The organism is Microbacterium sp. X-17, from assembly GCF_039615055.1.
In genome coordinates this window covers 519686-543656 of record NZ_JBDHNI010000005.1, presented here as the reverse complement: position 1 = coordinate 543656, position 23971 = coordinate 519686, and the positions used below count along the sequence as shown (strand labels likewise).

The 23971-nt window shown below is 72.1% G+C and carries 20 protein-coding genes; 16 read left to right on the top strand and 4 right to left on the bottom strand.

Annotation, left to right across the window (positions count from 1 at the left end):
* Positions 1-2 precede the first annotated feature (2 nt).
* A complete protein-coding gene (locus ABCS02_RS25585) occupies positions 3-980 on the bottom strand; it encodes a LacI family DNA-binding transcriptional regulator (protein ID WP_345838512.1) in 978 nt (325 codons plus the stop codon).
* A 122-nt stretch (positions 981-1102) separates the two neighbouring features.
* Between ABCS02_RS25585 and ABCS02_RS25580 the strand changes: the two genes are divergently transcribed.
* Genes ABCS02_RS25580 through ABCS02_RS25555 form a run of 6 tightly spaced genes read left to right on the top strand, consistent with a single transcriptional unit; the run spans position 1103 to position 9813 of the window.
* A complete protein-coding gene (locus ABCS02_RS25580) occupies positions 1103-2515 on the top strand; it encodes a cytochrome ubiquinol oxidase subunit I (protein ID WP_345838511.1) in 1413 nt (470 codons plus the stop codon).
* 11 nt (positions 2516-2526) lie between these two features.
* The gene (gene cydB / locus ABCS02_RS25575) at positions 2527-3543 is read left to right on the top strand and encodes a cytochrome d ubiquinol oxidase subunit II (RefSeq protein ID WP_345838510.1); all 1017 of its coding nucleotides are present in this window, start codon (positions 2527-2529) and stop codon (positions 3541-3543) included.
* A 10-nt stretch (positions 3544-3553) separates the two neighbouring features.
* Positions 3554-5107 (top strand): GMC family oxidoreductase, encoded by a 1554-nt coding sequence (locus tag ABCS02_RS25570; RefSeq protein WP_345838509.1) that lies wholly within the window; start codon positions 3554-3556, stop codon positions 5105-5107.
* A gap of 1 nt (position 5108) precedes the next feature.
* Positions 5109-6341, top strand: a complete 1233-nt coding sequence (locus ABCS02_RS25565) for an MFS transporter (protein ID WP_345838508.1) — start codon at positions 5109-5111, stop codon at positions 6339-6341.
* On the top strand, positions 6341-9046 hold the full coding sequence (locus tag ABCS02_RS25560; RefSeq protein ID WP_345838507.1) for a glucosidase: 2706 nt from the start codon (positions 6341-6343) through the stop codon (positions 9044-9046). The genes ABCS02_RS25565 and ABCS02_RS25560 overlap by 1 nt, the downstream gene beginning before the upstream one ends.
* Positions 9043-9813, top strand: a complete 771-nt coding sequence (locus ABCS02_RS25555; protein WP_345838506.1) for a glucose 1-dehydrogenase — start codon at positions 9043-9045, stop codon at positions 9811-9813. Before ABCS02_RS25560 ends, ABCS02_RS25555 begins: the two co-directional genes overlap by 4 nt.
* A gap of 19 nt (positions 9814-9832) precedes the next feature.
* Here ABCS02_RS25555 and ABCS02_RS25550 read toward each other — a convergent pair whose 3' ends face one another.
* The 3 genes from ABCS02_RS25550 to ABCS02_RS25540 all read right to left on the bottom strand — a co-directional run bounded on the left by ABCS02_RS25550 (position 9833) and on the right by ABCS02_RS25540 (position 12341).
* On the bottom strand, positions 9833-10246 hold the full coding sequence (locus ABCS02_RS25550) for a nitroreductase/quinone reductase family protein (protein WP_345838505.1): 414 nt from the start codon (positions 10244-10246) through the stop codon (positions 9833-9835).
* A gap of 34 nt (positions 10247-10280) precedes the next feature.
* Positions 10281-11468 carry an acyl-CoA dehydrogenase family protein gene (locus tag ABCS02_RS25545; RefSeq protein ID WP_345838504.1) on the bottom strand — a complete coding sequence of 396 codons (1188 nt, stop codon included), beginning with the start codon at positions 11466-11468 and terminating at the stop codon, positions 10281-10283.
* Between the two features lie 108 nt (positions 11469-11576).
* Positions 11577-12341 (bottom strand): glucose 1-dehydrogenase, encoded by a 765-nt coding sequence (locus ABCS02_RS25540; RefSeq protein ID WP_345838503.1) that lies wholly within the window; start codon positions 12339-12341, stop codon positions 11577-11579.
* A 181-nt stretch (positions 12342-12522) separates the two neighbouring features.
* Between ABCS02_RS25540 and ABCS02_RS25535 the strand changes: the two genes are divergently transcribed.
* Genes ABCS02_RS25535 through pgi form a run of 10 tightly spaced genes read left to right on the top strand, consistent with a single transcriptional unit; the run spans position 12523 to position 23880 of the window.
* Complete coding sequence (locus ABCS02_RS25535) at positions 12523-14664, top strand: Ldh family oxidoreductase (protein ID WP_345838502.1); 2142 nt, start codon at positions 12523-12525, stop codon at positions 14662-14664.
* Between the two features lie 13 nt (positions 14665-14677).
* Complete coding sequence (locus ABCS02_RS25530; protein WP_345838501.1) at positions 14678-15826, top strand: acyl-CoA dehydrogenase family protein; 1149 nt, start codon at positions 14678-14680, stop codon at positions 15824-15826.
* Positions 15823-17292, top strand: coding sequence for a class I adenylate-forming enzyme family protein (locus tag ABCS02_RS25525; RefSeq protein ID WP_345838500.1), 1470 nt, complete (start codon positions 15823-15825; stop codon positions 17290-17292). Before ABCS02_RS25530 ends, ABCS02_RS25525 begins: the two co-directional genes overlap by 4 nt.
* Positions 17289-18122 (top strand): DUF6282 family protein, encoded by an 834-nt coding sequence (locus ABCS02_RS25520; protein ID WP_345838499.1) that lies wholly within the window; start codon positions 17289-17291, stop codon positions 18120-18122. Before ABCS02_RS25525 ends, ABCS02_RS25520 begins: the two co-directional genes overlap by 4 nt.
* 56 nt (positions 18123-18178) lie before the next feature.
* On the top strand, positions 18179-19375 hold the full coding sequence (gene lhgO / locus ABCS02_RS25515; RefSeq protein WP_345838498.1) for an L-2-hydroxyglutarate oxidase: 1197 nt from the start codon (positions 18179-18181) through the stop codon (positions 19373-19375).
* A gap of 52 nt (positions 19376-19427) precedes the next feature.
* Positions 19428-20144 carry a SatD family protein gene (locus ABCS02_RS25510; RefSeq protein ID WP_345838497.1) on the top strand — a complete coding sequence of 239 codons (717 nt, stop codon included), beginning with the start codon at positions 19428-19430 and terminating at the stop codon, positions 20142-20144.
* Positions 20120-20872: a hypothetical protein gene (locus ABCS02_RS25505; RefSeq protein ID WP_345838496.1), complete on the top strand. Its 753-nt coding sequence runs from the start codon at positions 20120-20122 to the stop codon at positions 20870-20872. The genes ABCS02_RS25510 and ABCS02_RS25505 overlap by 25 nt, the downstream gene beginning before the upstream one ends.
* A gap of 48 nt (positions 20873-20920) precedes the next feature.
* Positions 20921-21136: a hypothetical protein gene (locus tag ABCS02_RS25500; RefSeq protein ID WP_345838495.1), complete on the top strand. Its 216-nt coding sequence runs from the start codon at positions 20921-20923 to the stop codon at positions 21134-21136.
* A 52-nt stretch (positions 21137-21188) separates the two neighbouring features.
* Positions 21189-22142: an NADP-dependent oxidoreductase gene (locus ABCS02_RS25495; RefSeq protein ID WP_345838494.1), complete on the top strand. Its 954-nt coding sequence runs from the start codon at positions 21189-21191 to the stop codon at positions 22140-22142.
* Between the two features lie 58 nt (positions 22143-22200).
* Positions 22201-23880, top strand: coding sequence for a glucose-6-phosphate isomerase (gene pgi, locus ABCS02_RS25490; protein WP_345838493.1), 1680 nt, complete (start codon positions 22201-22203; stop codon positions 23878-23880).
* Positions 23881-23971 lie beyond the last annotated feature (91 nt).

The window sequence follows — 23971 nt, the reverse complement described above, 5'->3', positions numbered from 1 at the left end:
GGTCAGGCGGAGGCGCGCTCGACGACCACGAGGCGCTGCGGTCCCTCGGTCACGGGCAGCGGCTCGCCGTCCTCGAGTGCCGCGACGATCGCGTCCGGGCCGCCGAGCCGCACGAGCTGATACGTGACGGTCGTGAGCGCGGGGATCGCGAAGGCCGCCAGCGGGTGGTCGTCGATGCCGATGACGGCGACGTCGTCCGGAACGCGGATGCCGGCGCCGTGCAGTGCCGCGAGCACGGGGAACGCGACCTCGTCGTTGTACGTCGCGACCGCCGTCACCCCGGCATCCCGCACCGCCGTCACGATCGCGTCCGGATCGGTACCCGCGCCGAGCGCCGTGAACCGGAGGCCGAGCAGCCGCGACTCGTCCTCCGCTGAGAGGCGCCGCTGCTCCGCGAGATGCGCGAGCGGCGCGTCGGCGGGGCTCCAGTATCCGATCCGCTCGTGGCCGCGGCGCTGCAGGAAACGGATCTGCTCGCGCGCGCTCATCCCGATCCACCGGTCGAGCTCGGGCCGGGAGGAGAGGCTGACGAGCCGGTGGACGCCGAGGCCCTGGAGCTCGTCCGCGAGCTCCTCGGGGAGCGGCGACGTCGTGAGCACGGCGAACGGCGTCACGACCGACGCGAGACCGCGCAGGAGCGTGTGGTCGGTGCCGCCTCGGCCGGGCGGCGCGACGACGGCGATGTACCCCGCCTCCTCGATCGCGGCCGCGAACTCCCGCGCCTGCGCGGAGATGCGCTCGCCGTGCGGCAGGTCGCTGAGGTCCACGAGCACGATGCGGGTGCGCCCGCGGGCGAGCGCCTGCGCGTGCGCGCTCGGCACGTAGCCCAGGGACTGCGCGGCGGCGAGGACGCGATCGCACGTGCTGGCCGGGATCGTCTGCCCGGGCGTGCGGTTGAGCACGTAGCTGACCGTCGCGGTGGACACGCCGGAGAGCCGTGCGACGTCAGCAGCGGTGGGACGGCGAGGGCGTTCGAGCATGTCGGTTCTCAGCGTAGGCCTCGTCGCGGCGGCGCGCTGATTCACCGGCAGTTCACCGTGCGGAGGGCCCGCCGGGTCTAGCGTGAAGCTGTTCGCGCTCTTGGCGTGGAGGGGAGCGGAGCTTGGACGACCTGGACCTCAGCCGCATCCAGTTCGCTTTTACGAGCATCTATCACTTCTTCTTCGTGCCGATGACGATGGGCACGGCCGTGCTGGTCGCGATCCTCCACACACGCTGGTACCGGAAGCCGACGCCGGAGCGGAAGCGCGTGCTCCGCTTCTTCGGCGGGCTGATGCTCATCTCGATCGCGGTCGGCGTGGTGACCGGGCTCGTCCAGGAGTTCCAGTTCGGCACGAACTGGTCCGCGTACGCGCGGTTCGTCGGCGACGTGTTCGGTGCACCACTCGCGATGGAGGGCCTGCTGGCCTTTTTCCTGGAGTCGACGTTCCTCGGCCTCTGGCTCTTCGGCTTCGGTGTGCTGCCGCGCGGCCTCCATCTCCTGACGGCGTGGCTCGTCGTGCTCGGGGCGTTCCTTTCGGCGGTCTTCATCATCGCGGCCAACTCCTGGATGCAGAACCCGGTCGGCTACACGATCAACCCGGACACGAACCGCGCCGAGCTCACCTCGATCGGCGACCTGTTCACCAACCGGATCTTCATCGGGGGATACGTCCACGTCGTGGTCGCGGCCCTCATCATGGGCTCCTGCCTCATGCTCGCGGTCTCGGCGTGGCAGCTGCGCAAGAAGCGCAACGTGGCCGAGTTCGCCTCGACGGCGAAGCTCAGCCTCGTCGTCCTGTTCATCGCGGCGGTCGTGCAGTTCCCGGTCGGCGGCCAGCTCGGGATCAACGAGACCACCTACCAGCCGATGAAGATCGCCGCGGCCGAGGCCAACTGGAACACGTGCCAGCCCTGCTCGTTCTCGGTGCTGCAGATCGGCGGATGGACCGCGGACGACCCGCCGACCAAGATCATCGAGATCCCGCACCTGCTCTCGATCCTCGCGACCGGCACGTGGGACGGGCAGGTTCAGGGGCTCACACCGCTGCAGGACCAGTACGCGCAGCAGTACGGCCCCGGCGACTACGTCCCGCCCGTCGCCGTGCAGTACTGGTCGATGCGCGTCATGGCGTACGGCGGCGCGGCGCTCGCGATCTTCGCGGCGTGGGGGCTCGTCCTCCTGTGGCGGCGGCGCCTTCCCCGAGCGCGCCTGTTCCTGTGGATCGCGAGCTGGATCATGGTCACGCCGTTCTTCATGACGACCGCCGGATGGCTGCTGACGGAGAGCGGACGCCAGCCGTGGATCGTGCAGGGGCTCATGCTCACGAAGGACGGCCTGTCCGGCTCCGGCAGCGCGGCGCAGATCATCGTCAGCCTCGTGATCCTCGGGGTCCTCTACGTGTCGATCGGCGTCGTCGCGACCGTGCTCATGATCCGGCACGCCCGCCGCGGCCTCCCCGAGGACGACACCGGCCCGACGGATGCCGACGACGCCCGGCCCTCCGACCACCAGACCCCGTCGCTGACGTACTGAGGAGCGTGAGCATGGAGCTGTCGACGTTCTGGTTCATCGCCATCGCGTTCTTCTGGACGGGCTTCTTCGTGCTGGAGGGCTTCGATTTCGGGGTGGGCATGCTCCACGCGATGATCGGGCGCGACGACGTCGAGCGCCGCGTCATGATCAACACGATCGGGCCGGTGTGGGACGGCAACGAGGTCTGGCTCATCGTCGCCGGCGCCGCGACGTTCGCCGCGTTCCCGGGCTGGTACGCGAGCTGGTTCTCGGCGCTCTACCTCGCCGTGTTCCTGCTGCTGGCGGCCCTCATCCTGCGCGGCGTGTCGTTCGAGTTCCGGGGCAAGCTCTCCGGCGCCACGTGGCGCGCGGTCTGGAGCTGGAGCCTCACGATCGGCTCGTTCGTCGCGCCGCTCCTGCTCGGGATCGCGCTCGGCGACCTGCTCGCGGGTCTCCCGCTCGACGCGAACGGCGACTTCACCGGCACGTTCCTCGACCTGTTCACCCCGTACGGCGTGCTGCTCGGCCTGACGCTCGTCGGGCTGTGCCTGCTGCACGGGGCCGCGTTCCTCGGGCTGCGCACCACGGGCACGATTCTGGCCCGCTCGCGCGCGCTCGTCGGGGTGCTCGCGATCCCGGTCGGCGTCCTAGTCGCGGCGGTCGCGGTCGCCACGGCCCTTCTCGCGCCGACGGGGCCGTGGGGGATCCTGGCCGTCGCGTTCCCGGTCGCCGGGATCCTCGTCGCGATCGCGACGGGCATCCGTGGCCGCGCGCCGCGCACGACGTTCGTCGCGACCGCGGTCGCGATCGGCGGCACGATCGTGGCGCTGTTCGCCCACCTGTACCCCGCGCTGCTCGTCTCCACGACCGATCCGTCGGCGACGCTCACCGTCGCGAACTCCGCGTCGAGCGCGTACTCGCTGCAGGTGATGACGGTCGTAGCGCTCGTGGCGGTGCCGATCATCCTGCTCTACCAGGGCTGGAGCTACGTCGTCTTCCGCCGCCGGGTCGCCGCTCCCGTCTCCGAATCCACCCGCCCACTCGACTGAAGGCACGGACATGGACCACGAGTACGACGTCATCATCATCGGCTCCGGCGCGGGGGGCGGCACGCTCGCCCATCGCCTCGCGCCCACGGGCACGCGCATCCTGATCCTCGAGCGCGGCGACTGGCTGCCGCGCGAGACGCAGAACTGGGATGCCACCGAGGTGTTCGTCCACAACCGCTACGTCTCCAAGGACACGTGGTACGACGAGAAGGGGAAGAGCTTCCAGCCGCAGGTGCACTACAACGTCGGCGGCGCGACGAAGCTCTACGGCGCCGCGCTCTACCGGCTGCGGGCCGAGGACTTCGGCGAGCTCCAGCACTATGACGGCGTCTCGCCCGCGTGGCCGGTTCCGTACGACGTGTTCGAGCCGTATTACACGCAGGCCGAGGAGCTCTACCAGGTGCACGGCGCCCGCGGCGAGGACCCGACCGAGCCCCCGAGCAGCGCGCCGTACCCCTGGCCCGCCGTCACGAACGAGCCCCGCATCCAGAAGCTCTTCGACGACCTGCAGCGTTCGGGCCTGACGCCGTTCCATGCCCCCGCGGGCGTCATGCTGAACGAGGCCGACATGGCGCACGGCCGCTGCATCCGCTGCGCATCGTGCGACGGTTTCCCGTGCCTGGTGCACGCGAAGTCCGACGCCGAGGTCGTGGCGGTGCGCCCCGCCCTGGAGCATTCGAACGTGACGCTCGTCCGCGGCGCGGAGGTGACGCGTCTGGAGACGGATGCCACCGGCCGCACCGTCACGGAGGTCGTCGCGACCGTCGACGGCCGGCCGGAGCGGTTCCGCGGCGCGATCGTGGTCGTCTCCGCCGGCGCGGCGAACACCGCCAAGCTTCTGCTGCGCAGCGCGAGCGACCGGCATCCGAACGGGCTTGCGAACGGCTCCGATCAGGTCGGACGCAACTACATGTTCCACAACAGCCTCGCCTTCCTCGCCGTCTCCCCGGAGAAGAACGACACGCGCTTCCAGAAGACCCTCGCCGTCAACGACTTCTACTTCGGCGACGACGACTTCCGTTACCCGATGGGCAACATCCAGATGGTCGGCAAGAGCTCGGCCCCGATGTACCGCGGCGAGAAGCCGATCGAGACGAAGCTCGCCCCGACCTTCGCGCTTACCGAGGTCGCGACGCACGCCGTCGACTTCTGGCTCTCCACGGAGGATCTCCCGCTCGCGGAGAATCGCGTGACGCTCGCGCCCGACGGGAACGTCGTGCTCAGCTACACGCCCAACAACCGCAAGCCGCTCGACGAGCTGTTCCACCGCATCGCGCACCGGCTCAACCACCTCGGCTTCGACCGGAGCCGCATCGCCGAGCGCAACGCCTACATGAAGAACGAGATCCCCGTCGCGGGGTGCGCGCACCAGGCGGGCACGGCGCGGTTCGGCGCCGATCCCGCGACCTCCGTCCTGAACACCGACTGCCGCGCCCACGAGGTCGACAACCTGTACGTCGTCGACACGAGCTTCTTCCCGTCGATCGGCGCGGTGAACCCCGCGCTCACGGCGATGGCGAACGCGCTCCGCGTCGGCGACCACCTCGCAGAGCGGCTGCGCTGAGATGACGGATGCCGCGGGTGGGGGACCGGGGGCGCGCCGCGGGGCGCCGCTCGTGTTCGGCGCGGGCCTGGCGCAGGGGCTCGTGCTCGTGTGCTTCCCGGCGGCGGCATCGGTCCTCACCTCGCCCGCCGGCTACGCGCTGAGCGCGACGCAGTACGGCTTCATGTTCGCGCCGCAGGTCGTGCTGGCGATCGCCGGCGCGGCCCTCACCCCGGTGCTCGCGCGGCGCTGGTCGCTGCGGGGCGTGCTCGGCCTCGGTCTCGCCGCGAACCTCGCCGCGATGCTCCTCATGGTCGCGAGTCTCGGGGTGGCGCCGTCGGCGCTCGCGTACGTGCTCCTCCTTGCCGCGACCGGATGCCTCGGCGTCGGCTTCGGCACGTGCGTCTCCTCGCTCAGCCAGTTCGCCGCCGCGCTGAAGGCGGGCGCGGAGAACCGCAACGTGCTCGTGCTGAACGTCATGCTGGGCCTCGGCACGGCGCTCGCGCCCGTGCTCGTCGCGCTGCTGCTGCCGGACTGGTGGATCCTCCCGCTCCTCGTGTCGGCCGGGCTCGTCGTCCTCCTGGTGGCGACCGCGCGGGTCCGGCTCGACCCGGGCGCGCCGGCGCCGGCCGCGGGCGCCGCCGCCCCGCGACCGCGGCTTCCGCGCCGGTTCTGGTGGTACGTCGCGGCGGTCGTCCTCTACGGCGTGTGCGAGACCCTGTTCGGCAACTGGTCGACCCTGTACCTCTCCGGCGAGCGTCAGCTGCCGACCGCGGTCGCGTCGGCGGCGCTCGCCGCGTTCTGGGCGTGCGTCACGCTCGGTCGCGTGATCGTCGCGATCCTGCCCGCGCGCATCCCGGTCCCCGCGGTGTACGTCGTGCTCCCGTTCCTGATCGCGGGTGCCAGCCTCGCGGTCGCGTCGGCGAGCACGTCGGTCGCGGCCGTGCTGGCGTACGCGGCGGCCGGGCTCGCGTGCTCGGCGATGCTGCCGCTCTCCGTCAGCTTCGGCGAGCGCGAGTTCGCGCGCTGGGGATCGACCTCGTCGGGCGAGCTCATCGCCGGCTATCAGGTCGGCTACGGCATCGCGGCGTTCGGCGCGGCGCCGCTTCTCGCCGCGACCGGGCTCCCGCTCGGCGCCGTCTACGTCGTCGGCGCCATCGCGGCCCTCGCGCTGGCTGTGACCGCTCTCACGATCTCCCGCGGACGCGCGCTGCGCGCCGCGCCCTTCCTCACCACCGGCACGAAGGAGTCCTGATGACCGACATCCCCGCCTCGCACGGCGCCGCGGCGAAGACCGCGGAGGGCATCCGACTCGCCGAAGCGGCCACCGTGCCCTGGCGCGACTGGGGTCCGTACCTGGCGGAGCGCGCGTGGGGGACGGTCCGCGAGGACTACAGCGCCGACGGCGAGGCCTGGGCGTCGTTCCCGCACGAGCACGCGCGCTCGCGCGTGTACCGCTGGAACGAGGACGGCATGGCCGGCTTCTGCGACGAGAACCAGACGTGGTGTCTCTCCCTCGCGCTGTGGAACGGCGTCGATCCGATCCTCAAGGAGCGCATGTTCGGCCTCACCGGGCCGCAGGGCAACCACGGCGAGGACGTCAAAGAGTACTGGTGGTACCTCGACGGCACGCCGACCCACTCGTGGAACACGTGGCGCTACCACTACCCGCAGCGGGCCTTCCCCTACGAGGAGCTCGTGGAGGAGAACGCGCGCCGCGGCAAGCACGACCCCGAGTACGAGCTCGTCGACACGGGCGTCTTCGACGAGGACCGGTACTGGGTGGTCACGGTCGACTATGCGAAGGACGGGCCGCGCGACCTCCTCATGAACATCACCGTGGAGAACGCCGGCCCCGACGAGGCGACGATCGAGGTCCTGCCGACGCTGTGGTTCCGCAACAACTGGTCGTGGGGCTATCCGGATGCCCCGGAGCCCGTGCTCTACGCCGCGGACGGCCGGATCGTCGGCGAGCACTCGCGCTCCGGTCCGCTCGTCCTCGTCGGTGAGGGGGAGCCGGAGCTGCTGTTCTGCGACAACGAGACCAACACGCAGCGCCTGTACGGGGAGCCCGGGCCGGCGTACCCGAAGGACGGCATCAACGACTACGTCGTCGATGGGGCCGCGACGGTGAACCCCGCGCAGCGCGGCACGAAGGCCGCCCTCCGGTACACGCTCACCGTTCCCGCGGGCGGCTCCGCGCGTGTGCGCGCCCGCCTCGTCGGGGCCCCGCATCCCTCCGTCGGGATCTCGGCCGCGAAGCTCCGGTCGCGGAAGATCCCGACCGGCGACAAGTTCGACCGCGTGCTGGCCAAGCGGCGCGCGGAGGCCGACGCGTTCTACGACGCGACGCTCCCGGTGTCGGCGGGCGCCGAGGAGTACCGGGTCGCCCGGCAGGCGTTCGCGGGCCTCCTGTGGGGGAAGCAGTTCTTCCACTACGACGTGGAGCGCTGGCTCGAGGGAGATCCCGGGCACCCGGCCCCGCCGCCGGGCCGCGGCCTCATCCGCAACGGCGGCTGGCGCCACCTCGACAGTCACGACGTCATCCTCATGCCCGATCCGTGGGAGTACCCCTGGTTCGCGGCGTGGGACCTCGCGTTCCACTGCGTAACGCTCGCGCACATCGACCCCGAGTTCGCGAAGGCGCAGCTCATCCTGCTGCTGCGCGAGTGGTACATGCATCCGGGCGGGCAGATCCCGGCGTACGAGTGGAACTTCTCCGACGTCAATCCGCCCGTCCACGCCTGGGCCGCGATCCGCGTCTTCGAGATCGACGGCCGCACCGACTTCTCGTTCCTCGCCCGCGTGTTCCACAAGCTGCTGATCAACTTCACGTGGTGGGTCGACAACAAGGACAAGGAGAGCGACAACCTCTTCGAGGGCGGCTTCATGGGCCTCGACAACATCTCGCCCCTCGACCGGTCGAAGCTCTCCGCCGACATCGGATACCTGGAGCAGGCGGACTCGACCGGGTGGATGGCGATGTACGCGATCGACCTCCTCGACATCGCGCTGCGGCTGGCCCTGCACGACGCCTCCTACGAGGACATCGCGACGAAGTTCTTCGAGCACTTCACCGCGATCGCGATGGCGGCGAACGACGGCATCATGTGGGACGAGGAGGACGCGTTCTACTACGACGTGTTCCACCGCGCAGACGGTGTCGACGTGCCGATCAAGGTGAAGTCGCTCGTCGGTCTCGTGCCGCTGCGCGCGGCGCTCTCGTACGGCGTCGACTTCGTCGGCGACGCCCTGCCCGACTTCCGGGACCGGGGGCAGTGGTGGCTCGCGAACCATCCGCAGGCGCAGTCGCTGTTCCACATCCGCGACATCGACGGGGTCCGTCATCGCCTGCTCGCCCTCATCCCGCCGGACCGCCTCGTGCGGCTGCTCGGCAACCTCTTCGACGAGAACGGGCTCCTCGGCCCGTACGGCGTCCGCGCGATCTCGGCCTGGCACCGCGAGCACCCGTTCTCGATGTGGGTGGGCGACGAGCTCGCAACCGTCGACTACGAGCCCGCGGAGTCGACGACCGCGCTGTTCGGCGGCAACTCGAACTGGCGCGGGCCGGTGTGGATGCCGCTGAACGTCATGATCGTGGAGGCCCTGCGCGACTACGACGAGCTCTCGCCGGACGAGTTCGACGTGGAGTTCCCGGCCGGGTCCGGGCGGACGCAGTCCCTGGCCGCCTCGGCGGACGACATCTCGCGCCGGCTCGTCTCGATCTTCCTCCCGGGCGAGGACGGACGCCGCCCGGTGCACGGCTGGTACGACCGGCTCGCCGTGGATCCGCGCTGGAAGGACAACCTCGCATTCCACGAGTACTTCCACGGCGACACCGGAATGGGGCTGGGCGCTGCCCACCAGACCGGCTGGACCGCGCTCGTGGCGCACCTCATCATGACCACCGGGGCGGCGACCTCCCCCCGCGACCAGGAAGAAACGGAGACACCGGAATGACTCTCGAAGGCAAGGTGGCGGTCGTCACCGGCGGCAACAGCGGCATCGGCAAGGCGATCGTGCTCGAACTCGCGGCGCAGGGGGCCTCCGTCGTCATCGACTACGTGTCCCACCCGGAGGCGACCGAGGAGCTCGAGCAGAAGCTCGCGGCGCTCGGCGACGACCGGGTGAGCGCCGTCGACGCCGACGTCAGCAAGGTGGGGGACCTGCAGCGTCTCGTCGACGCGGCCGTCACCGCCTTCGGCCGGCTCGACATCATGGTCAACAACGCGGGCGTCGAGACCCGGACGGACGTCCTGGAGACCACCGAGGAGCAGTACGACTTCGTGATGGACGTCAACCTCAAGAGCGCGTTCTTCGGCACGCAGCTCGCGGCGAAGCAGATGATCGCGCAGGGCGGTGGCGGCTGCATCATCACCATCAGCTCGGTGCACGAGGACTGGCCCATGCCGGGCAACACCGCGTACTGCCTCTCCAAGGGCGGCGCGCGGATGCTCGCCCGTACCGCGGGTCAGGAGCTTGGCCCGCACGGCATCCGGATCGTCAACGTCGGACCGGGCGCGGTCGCCACCCCCATCAACACGTCGACGATGGCCGATCCCGCGAAGATGAAGACGCTGGATGCCGCCATCCCGCTCGGCAGGATGGCGCAGCCGGAGGAGATCGCGAGCGTCGTCGCGTTCCTCGCCTCCGACGGCGGGGCCTACCTCAACGCGACGACCGTGTTCGTCGACGGCGGTCTCATGCACTCCAGCCCCGGGCTGTAGCGCAAGCCGCCGGTCGGAGTCAGGCGGTCGTGTCCCGCACGAGGTGGAAGACGGCGATCGTCCGCTTCGTGCGCTTCTCGTAGGACGCGAAGCCGGATGAGGCCGCCGTGAAGCGCTGCCACGCCGCATCCCGCTCCGCGCCGCGGAGCTCGACGGCCGTCGTCGGCACGGTGCCCGTGCCCGTCTCGACCTGGATCGCGGGGTGCGCGCGGAGGTTGTGCGCCCACGCGGGCTCCTCGGGCGCGCCGCCCTTCGACGCGGCGACGAGCCAGCCGTCGTCGGTGGGGATCCCCATGAGGGGATTGACGCGGGCCGCGCCCGTGCGGGCGCCGGTCGTGTGCAGCAGGATCAGGCGGTCGCCGAATCCTTCGGTCTCGACGTGTCCGCCGTTGCGTCGGAACTCGTCGATGATGAGCGCGTTGAAGTCGGTCACGCCCTCAGCCTAGGCGCGCCGCGAGCGCGGGGGCTCAGACGACGGTCGCGACGGGCTGCTCGTTCCCGAGCAGCTTCTTCCCGTAGATCTCCTCGGCGATCTCGTGGTTCAGGTAGGAGTGCCGCGTGGCGACCGAGATGTTCCGCGAGATGCGCTGCAGCGGACTGACCAGGGCGAACGCGCCGGCGCCGGACACCGAGATCAGGCCGTCGACCGCCTCGCGCAGCGTCTTGCCGACCCAGGCGAGGGCCAGCCGGCGCTCCGCGCGCTCGAGCTCCGGCATCTCGTCGCCGAGGGCCGCATAGTGCATCACGGCGGCGGCGGAGTCCTCGGCCACGAGCTCCGCGGCCCGGATGGCGTTCGCGGCCCGCGCGATCCCGATCTGCGCCGTCGGCGCGTCCACGTGCGAACGGTAGGTGGTGTCCGAGATGCCCTTCGATGGCGCCCGCCCGATCACGTACTCCAGTGCCGCCTTCGCCATCCCGAGGATGGGCCCGGCGACCAGCACGCTCCCGGTCGGCACGAACGCCGTCGCGTAGAGCTCTTCCTCGAGGTGTGGCGTCGCCCGCCAGCGGGCCAGGTCGTGGCCCGATCCGGCGTTGAAGTCGATCCGGTGGTCCGGGACGAAGACGTCCTCGCCGACCCACGTGTTGCTGCCGGTTCCGCTCATTCCCGCGACGAACCAGACGTCCTTGAGTGTCAGCTCGCTCGTGGGAAAGACGACCAGCCCGCCGAGGATCTCACCGTCCTCGGTCGTCGTCATCGCTCCCGCGACCAGCCACTTCGCGTGGACGGCGCCGGAGGAGTTCGCGAACGACCCGCTCACGCGGTAGCCCCCGTCCACCTTCACGGCCGTGCCGACCGAGCCCGTGGCGCCGCAGATCAGCGTGTCGGCAGACGCGCCCCAGATCTCCTGCTGCGCCTCGTCGCCCATCCGGCCGACGAGCCACGCGGCGGCGCCGTACAGGGCGGTCGCCCACGACACGGATCCGTCGCCGCGGCCGAGCTCGCGGTGCACCGCGAGCAGGGTGGGGACGTCGACCTCGTAGCCGCCGAAGCGCTTCGGCACGGCGAGTCTGAGCAGACCGGCATCCCGCAGAGCGGCGATGGTCTCGACGCTCACGCGTCGCTCCCGCTCCGTCTCCTCGGCGTTCTCCTTGAGCTGCGGGATCAGTGCGGTGGCCCGGTCCACGAGCTCCTGGTACTCGCTGTTCGTTGACATCATCGTCTTCGCTCCCTCGGAATGTGGCGACATCCTTGCTCGCTGTGCCCAGGACACCGCGGAACCGGGCGCGCGGTCGGGAGCGGTCCGCTCAGCGAACCGCGAGCGTCAGGACGCGGTCGCGCGGGGGAGCGCGAGGTGTCCGGTGTGCGCCGTGATGCCGCCGTCGACGACGAGCGTCGTGCCCGTGATGTAGGAGGCCGCGGGCGAGGCGAGGAAGTAGATCGCCTCCGCCTGCTCGCGCGGGACGGCGAAGCGCTGCATCGGCACGCGGGAGGCGATGTCCTTCAGCAGCTCCTCCATCCCGTTCGCCTGCGAGGTGGCGAGGCCCGTGTCCGTCGCCCCCGGGGCGACGGCGTTCACACGGATGTTCTGCAGCGCATAGTCGAGCGCCGCGGCCCGGACGAGATTGATCACGGCGGCCTTCGAGGTGTTGTACGCCCAGGATCCCGGGTCGGCGCGGATGCCCGCCGTGGACGCGGTCGCCACGATCGCGCCGCCGCCCGACTCGCGCAGCGCCGGAGCGGCGTGCCGGATGCCGAGAACCACGCTGCGGACGTTGATCGCGAGGATCTCGTCCAGCCGTTCGAGGGCGTCGTCCTCTTCGATGCCGGGGCTGCCCGCGGTGCCGGCGTTCAGGGCGACGGCATCCAGTCGCCCGAAACGCTCACGCGCGAGCGCCACCATCGCCGCGTTGGTCTCGACCGTGCGGACGTCGCCTTGGAGCGGGACGACCGTGTCGTGGTCGTCCGTCCACGCGAGAGAGTCGCCGTTGAGGTCGACGGCGACCACGCCGTAGCCACGCTCCGCGAACAGCTCCGCCGTCGCGCGGCCGATCCCCGATCCTGCGCCCGTCACGATTGCCGTCTTCATCTGTGCTCCGATCCTTCGCGCGTGCGAGACACGGCCGACTATCCAGCCGCCGCGGGGCCCCGAGCGCAGCCGGTCCGCTCTCCGAACCGGCCGCCGACCGGGGAGACCCCTCGCAATAGCGTGCAGAACACCGCAGAGTCGCGATCTTCCCGGCTCGGTCGGGAAAGCGAGGGATGCGCCGGTGCTGAGGATCGCGTGGCTTCCGGGTGACGGGGTGGGCCGCGAGGTGACGGCGGGTCCGGCCCGGATCCTGGAGCATCTCGCCGGCGAGGGTCTCGTCGAGGTGACCGGTCCGTGGCCGGTCGGTGCGACGGCGCTCGTGCACGAGGGCGAGCTGCTGCCGGTGGCGACCCGGGCGGCGTGCGACGCGGCGGACGCGATCCTCCTGGGCGCCGTCGGAGACGATCCGCGTCTCGAGCTGCCCGAAGGCACGCGACCGGAGCTGGCGCTGATCGAGCTGCGTCGGCGGTACGACCTGCGGGTCTCCGTGCGGAACGTGTGGCTGGGCGACAGCGAGATCGTGGTGGTGCGGAATCTGCTCGGCGGCGCATACGGCACGGCCGAGGACCGCGAGGAGGGGGATGCGGCGAGCGACCGCTTCCGGCTCACGGCCGGGCAGATCGCGGAGCTCGCCGGCCTCGCGTGCGACCACGCGGAGGCGCTCGGCGGCCTGCTCGTCTCGGTGGACAAGGCGAACCTGCTCGCGACGAGCCGGCTGTGGCGGCGCGTGGTCGGGCAGGTGTGCGCCGAACGCGGCGTCGAGGTCACGCACCTGTACGTGGATCGCGCGGCCTACGAGTTCGCGAGCAGGGACGCGTTTCCCGACGTCGTGCTCGCGGAGGGCCTGTTCGGCGACATCCTGAGCGATCTGCTGTCCGGCCGGGCGGGCTCGCCCGCGCTGTGCGGGTCGGCGAGCATCAATCCCGGGGGGCCGACCGCTGTGCGGTGCCGTGGCCTGTATGAGCCCGCCCACGGGTCGGCGCCCCGCCGCGCGGGCCGGAACCAGGTGAGCCCGCTGGGCGGGTTCCTCGGGCTCGTCAGTCTGCTGCGCAGCCGGCCCGAGACGGCGCCGTGGGCGGAGCGGGTCCGGAACGCGCTGACGGAGGTGTCCGAGTCGGGGCCGTGGACCCGCGATCTGGCACCCGCGGGTCAGCCGGTCTCCGGCACGAGCGAGGTGACGGATCGGGTGGTCGAGCTCGTGCGAGGCCCGGTGCGCCGGGTCGCGCCCGCGGCGCCCCCGCCCGCGCGATGGGACGCGGCCGCGCTGGAGCGCTGGAGCGCCCAGGTGCTCGAGCGCGCCGGGCTCTCCGCACCGGACGCCGACGTCACGGCCGAGGTGCTCGCGTACGCCGACCTCGGCGGCATCGACTCGCACGGCATCGTGCGGCTGCCGGCCTACGCGCGCCTCCTCGAGGAGGGGATCGTGCGCGCCGACGTCCGCCCGGAGGTCGTCCGCAGCGACGGGGCGGTCGCCCTCGTCGACGCGCACGACACGCTGGGCGCCGTGGCATCCGCGTTCGCTCTCCGGCACGCGGAGGAGCTGGCGCGCACGCATGGCGTCGGGTGGGTCAACGTCCGATCGAGCAGCCACCACGGCGCGTGCGGGTACTACGTGCGGGAGGCCGCGCGGCGCGGCTTCGTCGCGCTCGCCGCGACGAACACGGGCGGCCTGGTCGCCGCGGCCGGCTCCACCCACCCCTACCTCGGGACGAACCCGCTCGCGTTCGGTGCGCCCGTCGCGGGGGAGGACCCGTTCGTCCTGGACCTGGCGACCTCCGCGGTCGCGGGCGGCAAGTTCGAGATCGCGCTGCGCGAGGGTGCCAGCGTCCCGCTGGGGTGGGGCCTGGACGCCCGGGGTGCGCACGCGACCGATCCCGCGGCCGTGTACCGCGAGGGGGGATCGCTGCTCCCGCTCGGGAGCTTCCCCGAGCTCGGCGCGCACAAGGGCTTCGGCCTCGGGCTGCTCGTCGAGGTGCTCACCGCGGTCCTCGCCGGCGGTCCGACGGGCCCCGCAGTCGGGAACCTCAGCTTCAAGGCGGCGGTCGCCGCCCCGGCGGTCAGCCACGTCCTGGTCGTGCTGGAGCCCGGGCGGCTCGGCGGCGTCGCCGAGGTCGAGGCGCGGCTCGCGGCGCTCCTCGCGGAGCTGCGCGCCCTGCCCGCCGCCGACGCGACGAACCCCGTGCGTACCCCGGGTCAGCGCCGCGCCGCCGAGACGCGGGCGAGGTCCCATCACGGGGTCCCGCTGGCGGCGTCGACCGTGGTGGTGCTGACCGAGCTCGCGGAGCGCTATGGAGTGGCGTTCCCGGCGCCGGTGGAGAGCTGACGAAAGGAACCGCATGTATCCGTCCCTCACGTTCGACGTCGCGCGCGCCGCGTGGATCGCCGCCACGGCTCGCGAACTCGAGGGGTTCGCGGAGGCGAACCGGGCCGAGCTCGACGCCTGCGACCGGGCCTGCCGGTTCCCGCGAGAGCTGTATCGCGAGCTGGGTGCGCGGGGCTACCTCGCGCCGATGGTCCCCGCCGAGTACGGCGGTCTCGGCGGCGGGGTCGCGGAGTACGCGGTCATCTCCGAGGAGGTGGGTCGGCACGGCCTCGTCTCGGGTCAGATCGCCTCGCAGGGGCAGCGCTGGCTGCTGGACTGGGGCACTCCGGAGCAGAAGGACCGCTGGCTCGCGCCGCTGTCGTCGGGCGAGGCGGTCTTCTCCGAGAGCATCAGCGAGAAGAACGCCGGCTCGTCCTTCCGGAACCTCACCGCGACGGCGGTGCGGGACGGGTCGGACTGGGTCCTCACCGGGTCGAAGACGCACGTGAACCTGGGGCCCGCGAGCGACGTCACGCTGTTCTACGCCGTCGCCGAGGAGGGGCTCACGAGCTTCCTCGTCGACATGACGCTGCCCGGCATCTCGACGCAGCAGACGGATCCGGTCGGCCTGCGGCTCATCCCGACCGGCGACGTGGTCTTCGACGCGGTCCGCGTCCCGGCATCCGCGATTCTGGGCGTCCCCGGCGGCGGCCTGGAGACCTTTCTGTCGACGTTCAACATCAGCCGGCTCGGCAACGCCTCGGAGCTGATCGGGCTGGCCCGCCGCGCGCTGGAGCTGGGTCTGCGGTACGCGCGCACGCGTGAGGTGGGCGACAGCATGGTGACCGACTTCCAGGGGATCCAGTGGATGGTGTCCGACGCCTGGCAGGCCGTGCAGGCCGCGTCGCTCGCGCGGGATCACGCGGCGCTCTGGCACCACGCCGGGCACGACATCGCCTTCGAGACCTCGGTCGCGAAGCGGCTGGCGATCGACGCGGCCGAGAAGGCGAGCGAGACGTCGTTCTCGCTGACGGGCGGTCACGGCCTCTACACCGACGAGCCGTATCACTCGATTCTCAGCGACATCAAGGTCCTCAAGGTGGGCGGTGGCTCCTCCGAGATCCTCCGCAACTACCTCGCCCGCCGGATCCTCAAAGACCCCGGGCACGAGGGTCTGGCATGACCGATCACCTCACCGGGCTGCTCCGCGAGGCGGCACGAGACCGTCCGGAGCTGGCGCTCGGCGTCTCCGGCGACCTCCGGCCGCTGGCCGATCTGCTAGCGGCCGCCGAGCGCCGCGCCGCCGTCCTCCTCGACCGGGGGCTGCAGCCCGGGGACCGCGTGGCGCTCGTCGCCCCGTCGTCGACGGACTATCTCGTGCACGTCATTGCGGGCATCCTCGCCGGTCTTCCCACGGCGCTCGTCAATCCGACCTACCCGACCGAGCTCCTGGCGTCGATGGTCGATGACATCGACCCGGCCGCTGTGGTCGTGGGGGCCGGCGTGGATCCCGCGATCGCGGGCGGCCGGGGCTGGGGCGACGTGACCGGTGCACTCGCGGACTCCGGGGCATCCTCGGACCGCTCGGTCGCGCCGCGCGAGCTTCCCGGCGCGGCGGCGGGCCGCCTCGACACCGCCCTCTTCCTCCACACCTCCGGCACGACGGGCCAGCCGAAGTTCTGCGCGCTGTCCCACGAGTACCTCCTGCGCCTCGGTGCGCGCTTCGCCCAGGAACTCGGGCTGTCGGCGGCGGACCGGGTCCTCGCCCCGCTGCCGATGTTCCACATCAACCCGCTGGGGTACGGCTTCTTCGGGGGCCTCGCGGCGCGAGCGGACGTCGTCAGCGTCGCGGCGTTCTCCGCGAGCGGCTTCTGGCCGCTCGTGCGGAGGGAACGGATCACGGCGCTCGTCCTGCACGCGCCGCCCGTCGAGATCCTCAAGCGCGCGACGACGGCGTCCGACGCGGAGGGACACCGCGTGCGGACGATGTTCTACGCCGACGGCGACTTCATGCGGACGTTCGGCATCGGGCGGGCGACCTCGGGCTACGGTTCGACCGAGTCGGCGGGGCTTTCGCACCTGCGGACGTGGACGTCCGGGGACGAGCTCCCGCGGGACGCCAGTCGGCGCGCCGGTCGCGGACGGGACGACGTCGAGTGGCGGCTCGACGAGTCCGGCGGTCTCCTCGTCCGGGGGACGGCTCCCGGCGTGCTGTTCTCGGGGTACTGGCGGGACGGCGCCGTGCGGCCGGCGCTCGACGAGGACGGCTGGTTCGAGACCGGCGACCTCGGGCGACTCGACGAGGACGGCGGGCTCGTCTTCCTGGAGCGTCGCGCCGAGTCGATCCGCGTCAAGGGCGAGTTCGTGCCGATCCCCTTCGTCGAAGAGCGCCTGGGGTCGATCGCGGCGCTGGACGACCTCGCGATCTGGCGGCGCCGCGGCGACCTCGTCGACGACGAGGTGACGTTGTACGCCGTGTGCGATGCGCTGCCCGTCGACGAGATCCGAGCCGTCGCGGCGGAACTTCCCGCGTTCATGCGGCCGGTCGCGGTCGCGCGGATCGAGCGGATGCCGCGGGATGCCGCCGCCGGCAAGGTCCAGCGGCGGCTGCTCGACGGGGCGGACGTCCTCGAGTGGGTCGAGCTGTGACCGCCGCGATGCCCGACTGGGCGGTCGACCTCGTCGACTTCCACGTGCACTCCTCGCCGAGCGTGCTTCCGCGCCACTCCGACGACGGGGACACGGTCGGCGCCCTGCGGGCGCTCGGGTTCTCGCACGTCGTGCTGAAGGCGCACGAGGGATCCACGGCGGAGCGGGCGGCGCTCGCGGGCGAGGGCGTGTACGGCGGCGTCGTGCTCAACAGCCCGGTCGGCGGCGCGAACCCCGACGCCGTCCATGTCGCCGCGCGCCTCGGCGGCCGCGTCGTGTGGATGCCGACCGTCTCGTCGCGCAACCATCAGGCGCACCAGTCCAGCGGCGAGCTCGACGTGCACACCGGATTCCGCCTGCGTCCCGTCGACGTCGTCACCGACGGCGAGCTCCGCCCCGAGTGGAGGGACGTGCTCGACGCGGTCGCGGCGCACGACCTCGTCCTGGTCAGCGGGCACCTTGCCGCGTCCGAGACGCTCGTCGTCTTCGCCGAGGCGCACCGTCGCGGCGTCCGGCGGCTGCTCGTCAACCACCCGATGATGCCGTTCATGGGGTGGGACGACGACATCGCGGCGGGCCTGCGCGCGCTCGACGCGCACCTCGAGCTCGGCATCCTCCCGGACCTGCTGGCGCCGGAGGGGCCGGGCAGTCTCGCGCTGACCGCGACCTACCCGCGCGAGCTCCTGGTGTTCGGCGGCGACCTCGGCCACGCCTCGTTCGCGACGCCGGCCGAAGCTCTGCCGGCATGGCTGGGCCGGCTCGAGGCCGCCGTCGGCGCGTCGGCGGCCTCCGCCATCATGGGTGCGCAGGGCCGTCGGCTCCTCTTGTGATCACCTTCCGCGCTTCTTGTGATCACCTTCCGCACCTCCCGAGAAAGGACGTCTCCATGACCCAGCGCGTCGCCGTCGTCGGCGGTGGAATCATCGGCACGACCGTCGCGCGCGCGATCCTGCGCCGCGACCCGGGCGTGGCCGTCACCGTCTTCGAGAAGGAGCCGGCCGTCGCCGCCCACCAGACCGGGCACAACAGCGGCGTCGTGCACGCGGGCCTCTACTACGAGCCGGGGTCGCTCAAGGCCCGGCTGTGCCGACGCGGCGGACTGCTGCTGCGGGAGTTCTGCCGCGAGAAGGATCTGCCGTATGAGGAGTGCGGCAAGGTCGTCGTGGCGCAGGACGCGGCCGAGTCTGTGCGGCTCGAGGGCATCGCGAAGCGGGCCGTCGCGAACGGCGTCGAGGGTGTGCGGATGCTGGACGCCGCGGAGCTGCGGCGACGCGAGCCGCACGTTCGCGGCATCCAGGCCCTCCTCTCGCCGGTCACCGCAATCACGGACTTCACCGCGGTGACGCGGGCCGTCGCGCGCGATGTCGAGGAATCCGGCGGCGAGGTGCGTCTCTCGACGGAGGTCCGGGGGATGACCCGCCGGGGCGCGGAGGTCGTGGTGCGCACGTCGGACGACGAGGAGGCGTTCGACTTCGTGATCGGCTGCGCGGGGCTGCAGAGCGATCGTGTCGCGGAGATGGCCGGCGACGGTCCGGAGCCGAAGATCATCCCGTTCCGCGGGGACTACTACGCGCTCGTCCCCGAGCGGCGCGACCTCGTGAACGGGCTCGTCTACCCCGTCCCGGACCCGCGGTACCCCTTCCTCGGGGTGCACGCGACCCCGCGGGTCGACGGCGAGGTGCTGCTGGGCCCGAACGCGTTCCTCGCGCTCTCGCGGGAGGGATACCGGTGGGGCGACGTCTCCGCCGGGGACCTCCTCGACGTGCTGCGGTACCGGGGCTTCCGGAGATTCGCGCGCCGGCACTGGCGGACCGGGGTCGCCGAGCTCCGCCGATCCACGAGCCGGCGGGCGTTCGTCGCCCAGGCCCGGCTGCTCCTGCCGGACGTGCGGCCCGCCGACGTCGTGCGCGTCGCGAGCGGGGTGCGCGCGCAGGCGCTCGAGCCGACGGGGGAGATGGTCGACGACTTCCGGCTGGTGCGCACCGACCGTACGATGTCGGTGCGCAACGCGCCGTCGCCCGCTGCGACGTCGTCGATGGCGATCGCCGAGCACATCCTGGCCGAGCTCGGCACCCCGTGGTAATCAAATAAGCAAATAGCTTCTATTCCTCGAATATAAGCAATACCCTTACGACGTGCCTATCGCGGTCCTCGCCGACATCGTCCGCTCGCGGGAGCTCCCCGACCGCGGTCGCGGTCAGCGCGTCGCGGAGGAGGTCTTCGCGCGCGTCGAGCGCGACCTGGTCGCGGGCGCGACGGGGGAGACGCGCCAGGCGGCGCCGCTCGGAGCGGCCGTGCAGCCCTTCCGTCCCACGGTCGGCGACGAGTTCCAGGCCGTCTACGCGGACCTCGGCGACGCGCTCGCCCGCGTCCTGCTCGTCCGGCTCGCACTGCCCGCCGAGCTCGACTGCCGGTTCGGTCTCGGCAGCGGGTGGATCGCGCCGGTCCCGTCGGGCGATCGCGACGACCTGCAGGACGGCTCGGCGTGGTGGTCCGCCCGCGCCGCCATCGAGGCCGCGCACGCGTTGCAGAGCGGTGTGGCCGACGGCAGCCGCAGCTGGTTCCTCGCGGCCGCCGACGACGCGGACCCCGTGCTGCCGCGGCTGGCCCCGCTCGTCAACGCCTACCTGCTGGCCCGTGATCAGCTCGTGGCCGAGCTCTCCGAGCGCGCCCGGCGCAGCGTGTACGGCTGGCTCGCCGGGCACCGCCAGGTCGACGTCGCCCGCGAGCTCGGGGTGAGCCAGTCGGCCGTGTCGCAAGCGCTCCGGCGCGGACCCGCGGCGGCCCTCGTCGCGGGATGGACCGCCCTGCGCGAAGGAGGGATGCCGTGGCACTCGCCGGCCTCGTCCTGATCTCGATCGGCCTGCTCGACCTCGCGCGCGACCTGAGACCGCCGCGCTGGACGGGGCTGCGCTCGGGCATCCTCACGGCGCTCCTCGCGGGGGTCGTCGTCGTGGCCGCGGCCAGCGTCGCGCTGTCCCTCGGCTACTCGGCGTTCGCCGCTCTCGCGCCGCTGGTCGCGGTCGCCGCGTGGTGGGCGCTGCTGCCGGACCGGCCGCTGCGCTCCCCGAGGCTCGCGCTCGGGCTACCGGTCCTCCTCGCCGTCGCGATCGTGCTGCTGATCGCGCTGCCCGCGCCCGGCGGCCCCTCGGTCCTGCGCGACGCCTATGCGACCACGTCCTTCGCCTCGGCCGTCTCGCTCGACGGCATCCTGCTGATCGCGGGCGTGACGCTGTTCCTCGTCTCGCCCGGCAACCGGATCGTGCGGATCGCACTGCAGGACGAGATCGGCCCCGGCGCGGCGACGTCGTCCGCGACCCCGGTCGTCGGCGGGCTGAAAGGCGGCCGCCTGATCGGCCCGCTCGAACGGATCCTCATCCTCGGCCTGTTCGTGGCGAACGCCGCGGCCGTGATCGCCGCGCTCATCGCGGCGAAGGGGATCGTGCGCTTCCCGGAGATCTCGAAGGACGCCGAGGGCGGCAACCGCGCGGAGTACTTCCTCATCGGCAGCCTCGTCAGCTGGGCTACGGCTCTCGCCGGTGTGGGCGCGCTATGGCTCGCCCACCTCCTGCCGGTGTGAGCAGTCTCTCCTCACTCCCGATCGCGTTCCCCGCCCTAGGCTCGGGGGGTGGAAACCTTCCTCGCGATCCTTCTCCTGGTCAACGCGGCCTTCAACGTGCTCGTCTGGCCCCGCTTCTACGGCCGGATCGCGAAGGATCCTCGCGCCCGCGACGAGAACGGCCGCCGCACGAAGTTCCTCACGGTGCACGCGATCCTGATCGGCGCCGCCCTCGTGCTCGCCGCGCTCTCCGCGGTCGTCGCCGTCTGGGCCCTGGTCGCGTAGCATCCGTCGCCTCGCCGGCACCGCGCGATTTGCAGGGGATAGCGTGGGGGACATGACGGAGAAGCGGTGGATCGCGCCGAGTTTCGGCGACGCGGACGTGTTGGAGCTCGAGCGGTTCGAGGTCGGCGACCTCGCACCGACAGAGGTCGAGATCGAGGTGCGAGCGGTGGGGATGAACCCCGCCGACGCGAAGGCCGTCGCCGGCGCGTACGCCCGGAACGCGTCCGCGCTGCCGATCCGGCCCGGATACGAGGTGTCCGGGGTCGTCCGGCGGCTCGGCGCGGATGCCGCGGGCAGCGGTCTCGCCGTCGGCGACGAGGTGCTCGCCTTCCGCATCAGCGACGGCTACGCGACCGCCGTCGTGACCGACGTCGCGAACGTCTTCCCCAAGCCGGCCGGGCTGAGCTTCGCCGTGGCCGCCAACCTGCTGCTCGCCGCGACGACGGCGGCCGACACGCTGCGTGTCGTCGACGTGGAGGAGGGCGACGTCGTGCTCGTGCACGGCGCGTCCGGCTCGGTCGGCGGCTTCGCGATCCAGCTCGCCCGCCGCGAGGGCGCGGAGGTCATCGGTACGACCTCGGCGCGCCACCGCGACGAGGTGGACGCTCGCGGTGCGATCGCGGTCGAGTACGGCGACGGGCTGCGCGAGCGGATCGCGGCCGTCACGCACCGGGTCGACGCGGCGATCGACTGCGTCGGCACGGACGAGGCCGTCGACGTCTCCGAGGAGCTCGTGGCGGACCGGTCGCGCATCGTCACGATCGCGGCCCAGGCGCGCGCGAAGGCGGACGGCTTCCCCGCCGTCGGCGGCGGCACTCCGGAGAGCGCGGCCTTCCGTGACTCCGTGCGGCAGCAGATCCTCGACCTCGCGGGGTCGGGGGAGCTGCGGATGCCGCCCGTGCGCACCTTCCCGTTCGCCGACGCGCGCGACGCACTGCGTCTGCTCGCGTCCGGGCATCCCGGCGGCAAGCTCGCCCTCGAGGTGACGGCCGCCGACCGCGCCTGACCGTGAACAGATGACGAACGCGGCGGCCGGGTCGGCCGGGCCTCGCTAGGTTGAAGGGGTGACCGCACCCGTCGACCCCACGACCACGTCCGCCTGGAGCCGCCTGTCCGCGATTCGCGACGGCTTCGCCCCCGATCTCCGCGGCTGGTTCGCCGCCGACGCGGGCCGGGTCGAGCGACTGACCCACACGGTCGCCGACCTCCACGTGGACCTCTCCAAGAACCTCGTGACGGACGAGATCCTGAGCGCCCTCCTGACGCTGGCCGAGGAGACGGGCGTCGCCGATCGCTTCGCGCGGATGCTGCAGGGCGCGCACCTCAACACCAGCGAGGACCGCGCCGTCCTCCACACCGCCCTTCGCCGCCCCGGCGGCGAGAGCCCGGCGCTCGTGGTCGACGGACAGGACGTCGACCACGACGTCCACGAGGTGCTCGACCGGATGTCGGCCTTCGCGGACCGGGTCCGCTCGGGCGAGTGGCGCGGCGTCACCGGCAAGCGGGTCACGCACGTGGTCAACATCGGCATCGGCGGATCCGACCTCGGGCCGGTCATGGTCTACGAGGCACTGAAGCCGTATGCGGACGCCGGCATCGAGGCGCGCTTCGTTTCCAACATCGATCCGACCGACGTCGCGCAGAAGACCGCGGACCTCGACCCGGAGACGACGCTCTTCATCGTGGCGTCGAAGACCTTCACGACGCTCGAGACGCTCACCAACGCCCGGCTCGGGCGCGAGTGGTTGTGGGCGCGGCTGACGGATGCCGGCGCGATCGACGGGAGCGACGCGTCCCGCGCCGACGCTGTCGCGCACCACTTCGTGGCCGTGTCGACGGCGCTGGACCGGGTCGCGGCGTTCGGGATCGACCCCGCGAACGCCTTCGGCTTCTGGGACTGGGTGGGCGGCCGCTACTCGGTCGATTCCGCGATCGGGCTGTCGCTCGCGATCGCGCTCGGGCCGGACGCGTTCCGCCAGCTGCTCGCCGGCTTCCACGCCGTGGACGTGCACGTCGCGACGACGCCCCTCGAGCGGAACGCCCCGGTGCTACTGGGCCTGCTCAACGTCTGGTACACGAACTTCCTCGGCGCCCAGTCGCACGCCGTGCTGCCCTACGCGCAGCAGCTGCACCGTTTCCCCGCCTACCTGCAGCAGCTCACGATGGAGTCGAACGGCAAGTCCGTGCGCTGGGACGGCTCACCGGTGGTCACCGACACCGGCGAGATCTTCTGGGGCGAGCCGGGCACGAACGGGCAGCATGCGTTCTATCAGCTCATCCACCAGGGGACGCGCCTGATCCCGGCCGACTTCATCGCGTTCGCCAACCCGGCGTATCCGCTCGAGGACGGCGGCCGCGACGTTCACGGCCTCTACCTCGCGAACTTCCTGGCGCAGACGAAGGCGCTCGCGTTCGGCAAGACGCCCGAGGAGGTCGAGGCCGAGGGCACGACCGGCGCGCTCGTGGCGGCACGCACGTTCCCCGGCAACCGCCCGACCACGTCCATCTTCGCGCCGGCTCTGACGCCGTCCGTGCTGGGGCAGCTGATCGCGCTCTACGAGCACATCGTGTTCACGCAGGGCACGATCTGGGGCATCAACTCGTTCGACCAGTGGGGCGTCGAGCTCGGCAAGCAGCTCGCCCTGCAGATCGCGCCCGCGATCGAGGGAGATGCCTCAGCCCTCGAGGCGCAGGACGCCTCGACCGGCGCACTCCTCGCGTTCTACCGCGCCCACCGCGCCTGACCGCGTGGCGGCGGCCGGACGTCCCGCACAACTCCTGCAATCCGGCCCCGGCCGACGGGGCCGGGGCCGGATTGCCGCTGTCCGCGCGGCA